The 13,291-nt window shown below is 56.1% G+C and carries 12 protein-coding genes; 6 read left to right on the forward strand and 6 right to left on the reverse strand.

What is annotated here, in order from left to right:
* The 6 genes from U0177_RS04400 (at position 1) to U0177_RS04425 (ending at position 5,842) form a co-directional block, all read left to right on the forward strand.
* The gene (locus U0177_RS04400) at positions 1–195 is read left to right on the forward strand and encodes a hypothetical protein (protein ID WP_409569378.1); all 195 of its coding nucleotides are present in this window, start codon (positions 1–3) and stop codon (positions 193–195) included.
* Positions 185–2,128 carry an AAA family ATPase gene (locus tag U0177_RS04405; protein ID WP_409569379.1) on the forward strand — a complete coding sequence of 648 codons (1,944 nt, stop codon included), beginning with the start codon at positions 185–187 and terminating at the stop codon, positions 2,126–2,128. The genes U0177_RS04400 and U0177_RS04405 overlap by 11 nt, the downstream gene beginning before the upstream one ends.
* The gene (locus U0177_RS04410) at positions 2,125–2,541 is read left to right on the forward strand and encodes a hypothetical protein (RefSeq protein WP_409569380.1); all 417 of its coding nucleotides are present in this window, start codon (positions 2,125–2,127) and stop codon (positions 2,539–2,541) included. The genes U0177_RS04405 and U0177_RS04410 overlap by 4 nt, the downstream gene beginning before the upstream one ends.
* Before the next feature lie 365 nt (positions 2,542–2,906).
* Entirely contained in the window at positions 2,907–3,119 is a 213-nt protein-coding gene (locus U0177_RS04415) for a helix-turn-helix domain-containing protein (RefSeq protein WP_409569381.1), read from the forward strand.
* Between the two features lie 225 nt (positions 3,120–3,344).
* The gene (locus U0177_RS04420) at positions 3,345–5,177 is read left to right on the forward strand and encodes a DUF262 domain-containing protein (RefSeq protein ID WP_409569382.1); all 1,833 of its coding nucleotides are present in this window, start codon (positions 3,345–3,347) and stop codon (positions 5,175–5,177) included.
* A 353-nt stretch (positions 5,178–5,530) separates the two neighbouring features.
* Complete coding sequence (locus U0177_RS04425) at positions 5,531–5,842, forward strand: DUF433 domain-containing protein (RefSeq protein ID WP_409569383.1); 312 nt, start codon at positions 5,531–5,533, stop codon at positions 5,840–5,842.
* 82 nt (positions 5,843–5,924) lie between these two features.
* Here the strand turns inward: U0177_RS04425 and U0177_RS04430 are convergent, their stop codons facing one another.
* From U0177_RS04430 to U0177_RS04455, 6 genes are all read right to left on the reverse strand, one after another.
* Positions 5,925–7,115 carry a cysteine desulfurase family protein gene (locus tag U0177_RS04430; protein ID WP_409569384.1) on the reverse strand — a complete coding sequence of 397 codons (1,191 nt, stop codon included), beginning with the start codon at positions 7,113–7,115 and terminating at the stop codon, positions 5,925–5,927.
* Positions 7,115–7,510: a DNA sulfur modification protein DndE gene (dndE, locus tag U0177_RS04435; RefSeq protein ID WP_409569385.1), complete on the reverse strand. Its 396-nt coding sequence runs from the start codon at positions 7,508–7,510 to the stop codon at positions 7,115–7,117. Before dndE ends, U0177_RS04430 begins: the two co-directional genes overlap by 1 nt.
* On the reverse strand, positions 7,507–9,534 hold the full coding sequence (gene dndD, locus U0177_RS04440) for a DNA sulfur modification protein DndD (RefSeq protein WP_409569386.1): 2,028 nt from the start codon (positions 9,532–9,534) through the stop codon (positions 7,507–7,509). Before dndD ends, dndE begins: the two co-directional genes overlap by 4 nt.
* Positions 9,531–10,979, reverse strand: coding sequence for a DNA phosphorothioation system sulfurtransferase DndC (gene dndC / locus U0177_RS04445; protein WP_409569387.1), 1,449 nt, complete (start codon positions 10,977–10,979; stop codon positions 9,531–9,533). Before dndC ends, dndD begins: the two co-directional genes overlap by 4 nt.
* Before the next feature lie 13 nt (positions 10,980–10,992).
* Entirely contained in the window at positions 10,993–12,081 is a 1,089-nt protein-coding gene (dndB, locus tag U0177_RS04450; protein ID WP_409569388.1) for a DNA sulfur modification protein DndB, read from the reverse strand.
* Between the two features lie 221 nt (positions 12,082–12,302).
* Positions 12,303–13,100: an ABC transporter permease gene (locus U0177_RS04455; protein ID WP_409569389.1), complete on the reverse strand. Its 798-nt coding sequence runs from the start codon at positions 13,098–13,100 to the stop codon at positions 12,303–12,305.
* Between the last annotated feature and the right edge of the window lie 191 nt (positions 13,101–13,291).

The raw sequence follows: 13,291 nt of genomic DNA on the forward strand, positions 1-13,291 counted from the left end.
ATGGCGACGCTTCAAAAACAGATCATGGCCTTGTTCGCCGAATGCGACGACGCAACCCGGCAGGTGATCACCGACGTCATCCAGTTCGAGCTAGAAAATATTCATCTCAGGGAGCCACGCTATAAAGGCCCGATCCTCGACATCCTCGATCGGATCGCTCGCGATACGCTGAAGGACGCCGACAATGAAGCTTGAGCGGATCGCCCTGACCAACTTCCGCCAATACTTCGGCGAGCAACTGGTGCGTTTTTCGCAGGACGCCGAGCGCAATGTTACGGTGTTTCACGGCGTTAATGGGGCCGGCAAAACATCGCTCTTTGCTGCGCTCAATTGGTGCTTGTATGGCGAAGGTGTTGAGGGTATCGGGCAGATCATTAGCAAAGAAGCAGTGCTGCGCGCGGAGGTCGGTGAAGAAGTTCGAACCAAAGTTGTTGTGACCTTTATTCACGAGGGGCAGCGCTATGTCGCCTCACGGCAACTGAAAGGGATGAAGCAGCCCGACGGCAGCGTTCGTGAAAAGCCGGATATCGAGTTTTTGTTGATGCGTACGCGCTACGATGGTCAATCAGTACGTGTCGATAATGCTATCGGCACAATGAATGCGATTTTGCCGGCGAATGTCCGAACCTATTTCCTTTTCGATGGCGAAAAAATCGAGACATTCGCTCGGCCCGAATCGGCCGACGAAGTGCGCTATGCGGTGTATGGCGTGCTCAACCTGAAGGTACTTGAGAACGCCCGCGATCACTTGGGCAAAGTTGCGCGCGACTTACGCACTGAGCTACGCAGCTTGGCCAGTGGCGAACTGAAAGCCCTGGTCGCGAAGGATGTTGAGCTGCGCCAGCAAGAGACTGATCTGGCTGCTCGCCAGGATAATCTTAAGAAAGAGATCGCGGCCGCTAAAAAGCACGACGAAGAAGTCAACCAGCAGCTGCGTAATCTCGATGCAGTACAGGCGCTCCAAAAACAGTACGACCTATACACAGCCCAGATGCAGGAGCGCGACCTGGACTTCAAAGGCTTGGTTAATCGCATTCGCGACCAGGCCAGCCAGGGCTATATCGCACTGATTGGCAATGCAATTGCGAAAGCCCAAGCTATCCTCGATGAGAAGCGCCAGCGCGGCGAAATCCCTAGCAATATCCGCCAGCAGTTTGTGCAGGATCTGCTCGACCGCAAGATGTGTATCTGCGGGCGGTCATTCGCCGAGCACGATGAGGCGCATATACATTTGCTAAAGCTACTTGGCTCGGCAGTACCGAGTTCACTGGAAAATAATGTGCTGACCACCAGCGGCATTCTAAGGTCATTGCCTGAACGCGGCGCAGATATCGTGCGCGTGCTTAACGACGCGATGGTCGAGAAGGTGCGCCTGGAACAAACAATGGATCGTCTTTATGCCGAACGCGACGATATTAAGCAGCAGATGGACGATTCTGATCATAGCGAAGCCAGTATGCTCTCGAAGAAGCGTGCCGAATTTAAGGCCGACATGGATAAGTATCAGGAAGAAGACATTCGCGTCGGAATGCAGCTTGAAGATCTGCGCAAGAAAATCGTGGAGCTCGAGAAACAGATCAGCCTCGCCCGCAAGAGTGAGGTGCGCGAGCAATTGCTAAGCCACAAGATCGAACTGGCGCAACACTCCTCGGAGATTATCGACACTGTTTATAAGTCGTTCGCCGAAGAGAAGCGCCAACAGATCGAGCAGCGCGCGCGAGAGATCTTTCAGTCGCTGGCCTGGAAGGGTGGGCACTTCAGCGAGGTTCGGCTGTCCAAAGAGTATCAGCTTGACGTGATCGACCGCTACGGCTTACCGGCGCGCTCTGATCTCTCGGCCGGTGAACGACAGGTGCTCAGCCTGTCCTTTATCGCCGCTATGGCCGGCGTCGCCGAGCGCGAGGCCCCGCTGGTGATGGACACACCGTTTGGCCGATTATCATCGGCCCACCGCGAAAGTATTACGGCGCGGATTCCTGAGTTGGCAACGCAACTCGTGCTGTTTGTGACTGACGAAGAGCTGCGCGACCAGGCGCTGGAAAATCTGCGGCCACGCATTGGCGCCGAGTATGTGCTACATTTCGACCCAAACACCAGCTGCACCATCATTGAGGAGCTGCGACGATGAGTGATACAGCCGGGCGCGGCAGCGGGCGCGTGAGTATCGACGCTAGCCTGCACGAGCTATACAAACAGCTTTCCGAGGGTAACAACCCCGAGAACGCACCGTTCCGAACCATGAAAGACGTGTTTATGCTAGCGACATGCTTGGGTTATCGCCGAGGTTTGCCCAAACCAATCGTTGGCAAGAAGCAGCAAATCTTTCATTTCACCCAGTTCTCAGAGCAAGCTGACATGCCAATCCTCAAAGCGATTGCAATTGCCAAAACCGGCGATATTCAGGTGCTGGCTGACGAAGACTTAATTGTCCAGATCGCCGAGGAATATGCCAACGCCGGAATTCAAGAACTGAAGGCACAGGTGGTTGATCAAGTTGGGCAGCCACTTTGGAGTCTGGTTGATTTGATCAGAACCGTCTAGCTATGGTAGTATAGCCAATGATCAGTCAGACCGCCGTTTTGAGGATTTTGCAGGTGTGGCGCTAGTTCGCAGGCCAAGCGCTTCTGTATCAGCACGTAGTTTTGAGACCGTGCGGTTGAGCGATTCTACTGTAGTCTGCAGCTTGACCAAATGCTGTAGAACCTGCCCGATCGCCATATCAGCGGATAGGGCTTCGCCAGACCAGTGGCGTAGTAGCTCTTCAGGAGTCATAGCGCCCATAGGCTTGGTTCCTATCTACAATCTACTTCTGCATCATTGTTCAAGCAGACTGTAGGTGTTCGGTCACACTGAACACTATAGCATGGCTGAACCTGAATGTCAATACCTCTGGCGCGTACGACACTATGCAACGATTTGGTGAAAAGCTGCGGACCCTGCGTGAGCGCGCTGGCCTAAGCTATCGCCAACTCGCCGTACAGCTGGGTGTTGCGCACAGCCATCTTGCTGGGCTCGAAGCCGGCTCGCACCAGCCATCGGCCGAGCTGATCCTGAAGATTGCCAAGTTCTTCCAGGTGACAACGGATCAGTTGATGGATGATGCGCGGGAATTGGGATAACAGCTCATTGCATGACACACATTTGTGCTAGAGCTAAAATAGCTGATTAGGAAGCCATGAATCTATCGAGCGAGTACGCGCCGTTATAGGCTATCAAAATGATGGTACAAGGCATACCAATGCTGCAAATCGTCATATCAGAACAAATGTGTGCCATGCAATAAGGGGATAACAGTAATCCACTGATAAATTACTGATTTGTCTCATTAGAAAGGTAGCAACACCATGATCGAAGCTACTGAGAATCTTCCATTTGGAAAGCTTTTGTTGCAGAGATTTCCTTTAAAGATTCCAAGATATCAGCGTTCATATGCATGGGACGAAGAGGAAATTGAGGAGTTTGTTCATGATATCCGAGACATATATACTATGCGATTGAACACGCCTGGTAAGCAAATGGCCCACTTTTTTGGAGGTGTAGTAAGTGTCAAACGAACAGTTGCAGGTACACGGTCTGGTGATGAATACGATATTGTCGACGGGCAGCAAAGACTAACAACAGTAACAATAGCATTGAATGCCTTATTAAGTGGCTTCGAGAAGATTGCTGTAGAAGCAATGAGCCAAGGTAACAATACTGGAGCCCAGACTGCTAATGCGCACTCCGATGTCATAAACAATACTCATTTGGTATATCCAGAGGTTGAACAAGGACAAGTAAAGCACCATCACAGAATAAACCTATCTAAAGCAGACGATTCCTTTTTTAAAGAGATATTAGAGAACGCTGGTAATTCTCGAACGCAGACAATCTTTCAGCGCGACTCTCATCGGCGTTTACAGCAAGCATGGCGGTATATTTATGAAGAACTAATCCATAAACCTATCATTAGCGATACATCACACTCAATTGATGAGAAAATTAATAAGCTTCTTATTCTTCATTCGTGCCTTACTGTTGATTGCTACGTCATTCATATTATAAGTGACAATCATCAGGAAGCATATCGTCTATTCTCAATCTTAAACGATCGTGGCAAAAATCTTAGTGATGGTGATCTCTTGCGTTCTTATACGCTAGAAATGCTGGAAGGATATGATAGCCAGCAAGCTCAGACAGAGGCCACATGGGATGAAATTCTAGGATATAAGGATTTGGAAATTGACTATTTTCTAAAGGCGTATTATCCCTCTTATCAGGGAAAACGAGCTCCTCAACGGGGTTTAGCCAACGAGTATCGTTCTACATTCTTTAAGTATCCAGGTCAATTCGATGCCAGTCACGCTAATAATGTCCGCGATCGGGTATTGGATATGGGAAACAATGTAGAGGCATTTATTGATATTAGTGATGGACAGTGGCCATATCAATCGACCATTCTACCAGCTTGGGATCGTGATAGACTTCAACGGCTTATCAAGACGTTGAAACATACTATTTGTATCCCGCTGCTACTTAGTGCTAGTCAATGTTTGGCGGAGAATCTATTTGCCGAAATTGTTCACCTTTTGGAGCGTTTCTCATTTAGATATATCACTATTGTGGGAGCCCACGCAAGTCGCCTCGGAAATGTTTATAATGCACAAGCAAAGCTCATCCGCCAGAATCCAAGTACGTATAATCTGTCATTACTACAGACGCAATTGAATAATCTGCAAATAAATCATGCGAAGGATCACACCTTCGAGGTGGGGCTTCTAGATCAACTGAATTACGGCATCACATCAAATCGTTTGATAATACGCCATTTCTTGTCGACAATCGAGGACTATTACTATTGGTGTAAGAAAGGAGGTACAGGCAACTTAAACCCCGATAGGACTCGTTTATTCGATATTGCCACACTAACTATTGAACATATTCATGCTAAAAATCCAACGTCTCCAAATCCAGATCTCGACCCAATAGTCAACAACTTGGGAAATTTGTCTTTTTGGGGAGGCAACGATAATAGTAAAGCTGGCAATAAACCGTTCAATTTGAAGCGCTCAGATTATAGTGGATCTAGTATTGCGCTCAACCGTGATCTGGCAACGCTATCTATATGGGATATCAATGAAGTTAGGAAGAGGCAAAAGCTACTTATTGATATGGCATTGAAAATATTTTCGGCGTAAGAGATAAATAAAGCTGCACCACCAGTGACTTGCTCTCGTCCATTTGATCGCGACGTTCAGATTATGCGGCAGGCGCTTAGTCGGGTGGCCGTTGTGTGCTGGCCACGATTCGGCTCGGATGGAGCGACTGTGAGGTCATGAAAGGTATCGCACGTTATATATGTCGGGAGATCGTCGATCATGCTTGACCAACTAGGGAAACTAATTCCACGGATTTGCCCCTGCAGATAGCCATACTTGGATCAAGAACATGCTACAGCAAAGCAGCTTCACAGCACCTGATCAGCGATGTGCTATACTAACCATGCATTCAGTACAGTATTGCGACCATATTTCATCTCCAGGAGAAAGTAATGACGATCGCCCTCGATCGATATATTAAGATAACGCCGGGCATCCGAGGTGGCCGGCCTCGCATCGCAGAGACACGCATTACCGTGGCTGATATTGTGTTGATGTACCTGCGGCTTGGTCAATCGCTGGAAGAGATCGCTGGTAAATATGATCTGCCGTTGGCGGCGGTCTATGCGGCGATGGCGTACTATTACGATCATCAAGCAGAGCTCGATCAAAGTATGAGCGCTGATCACGGCTTCGCTGAGACCTTTCGCAACAACACTCCGTCCCGATTGCGCGCCAAACTTCGGGCATTGAATCATGGCTGATCGCATCCGCCTGCATCTCGATGAAAATGTCGATCCTGATGTAGCGCTCGCCTTGCGTCGCCATGGCGTCGACGTTACCACATCATCCAATCGCAGGTTGAGTCGCACTTAGCTTTTGTATTCGCCGTACCCCTGCGACAATCGTCGCGCACGCCGTGTCGATCTCCACATGAGTGTTCCCTCGGCCAACTCCAAGCCGAATCGCGCTATGTGCGCGTTGTTCGCCATAGCCCAGCGCCAGGATGACATGCGAAGGCTCGACGGTGGCCGAGGTGCAGGCCGAGCCGGTTGAGATTGCGATGCCCTTGAGCTGCACCACCAGCGATTTGCTCTCGATGCCTGCGAGCGATACGTTCAGGTTGTGTGGCAGGCGCTGGCTTGGGTGGCCGTTCAGCGCGACGTTCTGTGTGCCTAGCTCGGCTTGTAGCCGCTCGTAGATCTGGCTGGTCCAGGCCCGGTAGCGCCTGGCCTCGGCCGCCATCTCTTTGGTTGCCAGCTCCAGCGCCATGCCCATGCCAACAATCCCCGGCACATTCAGCGTGCCCGAGCGCATGCCGCGCTCGTGGCCGCCGCCATAGATCACCGGCGCGACTTTGACGCGCGGGCCGCGCCGCCGCACATACAGCCCGCCAATCCCCTTTGGCCCATACAGCTTGTGCGCCGAAAACGAAAGCAGGTCGATCTGCATGGCCTCGACCTCCACCGGCACGTGGCCCACCGCCTGGGCCGCGTCGGTATGGAACAGCACGCTATGCTCGTGCGCGATCGCTGCAATCTCCTTCACCGGCGCAATCGTGCCGATCTCGTTGTTTGCGAACATAATCGAGATCAGCACCGTGCGCGGCGTGATCGCCTTGCGCACTGCTTCGAGGTCAACCAGGCCATACTGATCGACCGGCAGGTAGGTCACGCGCTTGCCCAGCTGCTCCAGCCGCTGGCAGCAATCGAGCACAGCTTTGTGTTCGGTCACACAGGTGATGATATGGTCGCCCTTGGCGGCATAGCGCTCGGCCACGCCAAACAGCGCAATATTGTCCGACTCAGTCGCGCCACTGGTGAACACAATCTCCTCGGGCCGCGCACCGATCGCCCTGGCGCACTGCTCGCGCGCGCGCTCGACTGCCTGGTTGGCCACGTGGCCGGCCTCGTGGTCGATGCTCGCGGCGTTGCCATACACCTCGCTGAAGTACGGCAGCATCGCGGCAAGCACGCGCGGGTCGACCGGCGTGGTCGCGTTATGGTCGAGGTAGATGATCGGGCGCGGTTCGGTCATTATGTTGCTCCCACACTCGCCGCCGGCAGCTGCTCCTGCACCAGCCGGGCCAGGTCGCCCAGATGCTTCACGCGGTTATACAGCATCAGCACCCCACGATTGACATGCGCGCGGAACTGCTCTTCGAGCGCCGTTTCAAGATCCAGCCCGTCGAAGGCGCAGCGCTCGCGGATCAGCGCCACAAAGAACATATCCCACTCGCCGGTCAGCGTATATCGGTTCAGCTCACGGTCGCTATCGGGCGGGTAGGCGCCTGGGTCGGGTACGGTCGGGTCGTTCAGCGACAAACAAAAGCCGATCCGGCAGAGTAAGTTCGGCGTCAGGCCGGTGCGCGCTTTGAGATGCATCAGCCGCTGATCGACCTCGTTGCACACGCGCAGGCGGGTCAGTTTCATGCCAGCGCCTCCTGTGCCTGCGGCGCGAAATAGCCGCGCTCGACGTGCGTGCTGCCGGTGTCCTGGTCGAACTCCAGCCGGAACGTATGCGAGACTGCGTGCTCAAGCTGCCGAAAGGCGGCCGGGTCGATTTCGGTGTCGGTCGAAAGCAGTAGCACCTGGTGTGCGGCGTGTGGAAAGAAGGTTGTGAGCATTGCATCGCGGTGGTCGCTATCCAGCCGCCCCATTGGCGTATCGATAATAATCGGCAGCGCGCGGCCGGAAACCGAGCGCAGCGCCCACAGCAGCGCCGTGGCATATAGTTGTTTCTCGCCGGCTGATAGATCCGATTTGGGTAGCGGCACACGATTCAGACTGTACAGCGATACGGTCAGGCTCTGCATATTAATCTTGACCTCGCGCACCAGCGTGCGCTTGCGGCATAGCAGGTTAAAGAACTGCGCGATCGCCTGTTCCAGCTCTTGGATTTTGATCTCGGTGATCTGTACCAGGTACTGCTGCAGAATAACCTGCACCTTGGCGGCGCGGTCGACGCGCGCGTCGGCATCACCGATCGTGGCCAAGCGCTGCCAGGCCGCAGCGCGCTCGCGTGCAAGCCCGGCCAGCTGATATTCAAGCTGATTGAATTCATCGGCTACTCGTCGATATTGTTCCTCCAGCCGGCCTTTATCTTCTGCGTGATGGTTGAACTCGTCGAGCAGCGGCAATGCAACATCGTCGGTCGGCACTTGCTTGAGGGATTGCTGGAGTTGGTGCTGTTCGGTTTCAAGCTGCTCCAAGCGCTGGCTCAATTGATGCAGTTGTTCAGGCACCTGCTGGCTCGCGCTCGCAATCCAGCCAAGCAATTTTTCGCGGTCCTGTGCAGCGAGCTGATGTCGAATCTCGGCTGGATCGGTTGGTGGCGTGGGTTGGAGCAACCCTTGGATTGCGCCGGCGATCTGCGCCCAATCCTGCGGCAGCACCTGCGGTGCGGTGCTGGTTTGAAATTCTGGTTGGAGTAACTTCAGCGCAACCTGAGCAGCCTGCATTTGTTGCGAATCGAACACAAGATTGGCCTGTTCGATGCCAGCTTCATACATCAGTCGTTCGCGTAGCCGGCGCGCCCACTGCGGCGCCACCGAAAACGGCAACAGGCCAGTCGCCAGCTCGCGGATGGCCTCGCGGGTCTGATCCAACTCGCGCGCGACTTGTTGCTGACGCTGCTCGATCGCATCGCGCTGGTGGATAAACCCCGCACCTTCACGTAATAGCGCCTGGCGGGCCTTGTCGATCTGCATCGCGACACGATCGAGCTTGGCTTGAAGCTGGGCCAGATCCTGCCGGCGATCATTCACACGCTGCTCGGCATCGCGATGCGCTGCTTCGGCCTCGTCGGCGGACTGCTGGAGGCGCGAACGATCCTGCTTCTCCTGCTGGCGTAGATACACGCTGATGTCAGAGCGCAGCCGCTCGATCAAGTCGATATTCAGCAGCCCACGTACCGCCGCCGCCAGGGTCTCGGCCTCGCGCTCCTCGTCGGCCAGCGCCTGGATCTGCTCGCCGTCGAAGAAAAACAGGTCGGCCAGGCCGGGTGGAATCAGGTCGCGTAAAAAGTCGTTCCAATATTCAGGCGCAATCTCCTGGAATGGCTGACCGTCCTTGTAGATCGAGATATGCTCGTGCACGGCTGTACCATCCAGCCGCCATGAGCGCACCGCATCATAGGTGCTGAGCACGCCAGCATGCACATGCTCAAACAGCATCCCCACGCTGGCCGATTGCACCGGCAGCTGCTGGGCATCGCGGTGAAATCGCTGGCGGATGTATGTCTCATAATCGGCGCGGCGCACGCGCATGCCCAGCGTGCTGCGGCCGTACAGGCACAGCCGAATAGCATCGAGAATAGTCGTCTTGCCGGCGCCGTTCTTGCCGCCAAACAGCACGATTGGGCGCGTTTCGCCGTCGCGCTGCTGCGGGCGCAGCTCGAACTCGTGCCGGCCGCGATACACACCAAGGTTTGTAATCGTGAGCCGAGTGAAAATCATGACCCTGCTTCTTCTACCGCAGCTAACAGTGGAATATTGTACGCCTCGCGAATAGTCGTTTCGTCGCGCCATTCTTCGCCAAGTACGTCGTCGATGCGCTGAAAGATCCCGGCGCGGCGGTGCATACCTTGTAGCTGGCGCTCCTGCTCAAGCAAGCGCGCCACGAGATCAGTTGGGATCTGCTGTTCCTGGCAAATCTCGTCGAGTACCCGATATTCCTGGGCCGAAAACGCGCCAATATCGTCTTGCAGCCAATCAAGCGTGCGCCCGGTCATCTCGGCGTAGATCTGCGGCACTGCGTCGTCCCAATCCTGGCGCTCGGTGCGCCAGATCCGGCGGATCTCGTGCAGCTCGGCCGCGCTGATCAGTTCCTGATTGGCATCCGGCCCTTCAGCGCGCACCTGGTTCTGGGTGTCGAGCAAGCGCCGCAGTATCTCTTTACAAAACTCAAGCTTGTACGGCCCGCGGATCAGCTTGCCGTCTTTCACCGACACCTGGCCGGTGCGGCGCTTATGCTCGCGGAAAAGATGCTTCTTGGCAGGATCTTGGGTATCGGCCAGCCAGTCGCGGAACTCCAGCAGCGGCAGCATCCACTCTTCGCCATTGTCGATCATCGCCTCCATCGACTTATCGCGCGTCACCACAGTGCATGTCCAGCAGCCAAAGCGGCTGTTGCCGCACGAGGGCGTGGTATCATCGACCACCAGCGGGCACTCGCCCGACTGCGCGCTGCGGTACAGCGCGGCCAGGTCGCGGTTGTTGCTGCCCCAGGGCGAGGCCACGCCAAGCAGGTACGTCCAAACATCGTCGGTTGTAAAATCTTCAACCGGCGTGTAGACATACGCGCGGGTCAGGATATGGTGGCGGCGCAGCCGGCTGCCGGTGACCTTGCCGTGGTGGCTGTTCAGCACCTGCGCGCGGCTGGCGCTTTCGCTTTTGCGCCCGCCCAGCACCATCACCACTTCGCCAAACTCGGCCGCGCGGTCGAGGATGAAGCGATTGGCCGGGTTGATCTTCATGCGCTCGGTACACCAGCGGAAGCGCTGGTTCGGCGCGGGGTAGCCACGGCCGATCAGGTTCACCCAAAAGGTATCGGTCGTTTGCGGCACCACCTTCTGCGCCTCGACCGGCATCTGTGCGGCCTTGGCGGCCTGGTTGATCTGGCTCAGCGTAGCGTTCAGATAATCCACAATCACCGGTGTCTCGACCAGCGTGTCTGAGGCGATCACATACACCGGCTTGTGGCGCTGCTCAACCGGTAAGCTCGCCAGCGCATACCATACCAGCTGCAGCGTCGCCGTCGAATCCTTGCCGCCGCTATAGCCGATCACCCACGGCATCTTGCTTGATGCATACACCTCGCGGATCTCGGCGTAGATATCATCGATTGTTTTTGTATCGAACACCGAATGGCTCTCACTCGGCAGGCCATGTCTGGTTGTCATGCTAGCCCCCACGCTATGCTTGTTTGGCTACCCGTTTTTCCAATGCCGCCTCGTCGGCCGAAAGCGGCAGATCAATGATCTGTTTGATCAGATTCGCAGTCAGGTTCACGTTGATTAGCGCCTTACTCATTTTGCCATGCTCCATCGAGCGCCCTTCCCATTGCGTGGTGTTTGTTCGCAACCAATTGACCTCGGCCAGCGGCGCGAGGCGTTTCTTCCAATCATCAGGGTAGGTTGCCAGCAGCGTGCGGCCGGCGATGCCAAATGCATGCAGCACTACGCCATGCGCGTGGACATACTGATTCCGCAAAATCACCGCGCTGACCTCGCGCTTGATCACCTGGCGCCACTCGGGGATCGTCTCGCTCAGCGTTGTCCAGAAATCGCGCGCGATCGGCAGATCGGCCCTGGTCACTGAGTCGTTACGGTGTTTATGCAGCAGTTCCTGAGTGGCCTGATAGATCGCGCTGAGCGTAAACAGCTTTGGGCTGCGATTCGAGATCGTCGTCTTCTCCATCTCGGTCAGGCCGCGAAATACAGGCACGCTTTCGGCCAGGCTCAACGCCAGGCGTGAGAACGGGTCGCGTTTATCGTAAAGGATGCCAAGCGATTTGCTTGGGCGCACCGCGTGGGTATTTAAGTCGGCGAACAGCTGCTGGCTGCGGCCAAGCCCGGCGTCGATAAAAAACACCACCGAGACTGTTTCATCGCCAAGCTGCGGATTTTCCTTCAGCGCCTCTTCGATCGCCGCGCGCCGGTGCTGGCCGTCGTTAATCAGAAAGCGCGCGGTCATCGGCACCACTAAACTGCCGACATTGCGTTCCTGGCCTTTGCTGGCGCGCGGCTCAAACGACACCTCGCCGTCGATCGAAGCCGTGATCGACGAAAAGACATACTCGGTCGGGTTGTCGAGCAGGTAGCGCGCAATCTCGGGCACGCGCGCGCGATTGAGCGTGCGCTGGGCGCGCAGCTCGGGCGGGATCTCTTCTTCGTCGAACAAAAAGATCTTTGGGATCAGCTTAAGCGGGCACATTACTACATAGAACTCGCGGCCAGCCTGGATGCCGCGTAGCGCAGTGAACTGGTAAGTAAACGCTTCCATGAGCGCCTCGAACTAAAACCGGCACCTTGACATAGGCAGGCGGGTTGAATGCAGCATGGAAGTGAAAATAGTCTACGTGGAAGTATATTTGTAACAGGGGATTTGTCAAGGGAAGAGGTACAACACAAAGTTGTATTGGCTACTATACTCGAAGATCGAGCCGAAGAACTGAGAGCCGCGCTGCACACCGTCCATTCTCAGTTCTCGGCTCTGCGCCTTCGTCAGCTCCCCGCGCCCTGGTACTTCGACACACCCACGCGCCAGAAGGCGACGGCCAGCGCGCAGAACAGCGCGGCCGCCAGCGGCGCCAGCCAGGCCGCCCACCCCGGCAGGCCAAACGGGTCGGCGCGGCCGAGCAGGTACAGCGCGGCCGGGTAGTTGGCGAAGGCGATCGGCACGACAAACAGGAACACGCCGCGCACCAGGCCGCTGTAGATGCTCAGCGGGTAGCTCGAAGCCTCGGCCCCGCCGACGGTGAAAATATTGATCACCTCGGGGGTTTTGATCGTCCAGAAGCACACCGTCGCGCCCATCACCGCCAGGCCGCAGTAGATCGCCGCGCCGGACAGCAGCGTCAGCGGCAGCAGCAGCAGCTTGCCGGGCGTCCAGCCGATCGGCAGGCGCGCCAGGGCGTAGCCCAGCACCACCAGCCCCTGCGTCACGCGCCCCAGCCGCATCAGCTGGAACTCCGAGGCGAGCACGCCGAAGAAGCTGCCGATCGGGCGGATCATGATCGTGTCGAACGCGCCCTGCTGCATCATGCGCTCGAACGGCGAGTCGAAGCCGCGGCAGGCCATCTCGGCGATGCCCAGCGCCGCCGAGGCCAGGCCGTACAGCAGCGCCACCTCGGCCAGCGACCAGCCGGCGATCGCCCGGAAGCGCGCGAACAGGATCGCCACCGCCACGAACTCCAGCCCGGTCACCAGCCCAAAGCCGATCAGCTCCATCCAGAACGACACGCGGTACTGCATCTGGGCGCGGATGCGCGCGCCGATCAGCCGGAAGTAGAGCGAGAGCATGCGCTCCTCCTAAGAAGCTACACAAGCAACGGTCGCCCACGTATAGAGGTACTTTTTGATCATCGTGTGTCCATTTCCCGCGCACAGCGCGGAAAAACCGCACAGCTCTACGGAATGAGGTAGCGCTCTGCCGAAGGCTGAGCGCGCCAACTGCGTAAGTCGTAATAGGCGTATTTTGCCGCGGCGGCATG

The organism is Kouleothrix sp. (assembly GCF_046328425.1).
In the GTDB taxonomy this organism is placed as follows: domain Bacteria; phylum Chloroflexota; class Chloroflexia; order Chloroflexales; family Roseiflexaceae; genus Kouleothrix.

What these genes read in the sequence shown, in the direction of transcription:
- U0177_RS04415 (WP_409569381.1), top strand. Translation starts at nt 2,907, where the DNA reads ATGCAACGATTTGGTGAAAAGCTGCGGACCCTGCGTGAGCGCGCTGGC.
- U0177_RS04455 (WP_409569389.1), bottom strand. Translation starts at nt 13,100, where the DNA reads ATGCTCTCGCTCTACTTCCGGCTGATCGGCGCGCGCATCCGCGCCCAG.
- dndB (WP_409569388.1), bottom strand. Translation starts at nt 12,081, where the DNA reads ATGGAAGCGTTTACTTACCAGTTCACTGCGCTACGCGGCATCCAGGCT.
- dndC (WP_409569387.1), bottom strand. Translation starts at nt 10,979, where the DNA reads ATGACAACCAGACATGGCCTGCCGAGTGAGAGCCATTCGGTGTTCGAT.
- U0177_RS04420 (WP_409569382.1), top strand. Translation starts at nt 3,345, where the DNA reads ATGATCGAAGCTACTGAGAATCTTCCATTTGGAAAGCTTTTGTTGCAG.
- dndE (WP_409569385.1), bottom strand. Translation starts at nt 7,510, where the DNA reads ATGAAACTGACCCGCCTGCGCGTGTGCAACGAGGTCGATCAGCGGCTG.
- U0177_RS04400 (WP_409569378.1), top strand. Translation starts at nt 1, where the DNA reads ATGGCGACGCTTCAAAAACAGATCATGGCCTTGTTCGCCGAATGCGAC.
- dndD (WP_409569386.1), bottom strand. Translation starts at nt 9,534, where the DNA reads ATGATTTTCACTCGGCTCACGATTACAAACCTTGGTGTGTATCGCGGC.
- U0177_RS04430 (WP_409569384.1), bottom strand. Translation starts at nt 7,115, where the DNA reads ATGACCGAACCGCGCCCGATCATCTACCTCGACCATAACGCGACCACG.
- U0177_RS04410 (WP_409569380.1), top strand. Translation starts at nt 2,125, where the DNA reads ATGAGTGATACAGCCGGGCGCGGCAGCGGGCGCGTGAGTATCGACGCT.
- U0177_RS04405 (WP_409569379.1), top strand. Translation starts at nt 185, where the DNA reads ATGAAGCTTGAGCGGATCGCCCTGACCAACTTCCGCCAATACTTCGGC.
- U0177_RS04425 (WP_409569383.1), top strand. Translation starts at nt 5,531, where the DNA reads ATGACGATCGCCCTCGATCGATATATTAAGATAACGCCGGGCATCCGA.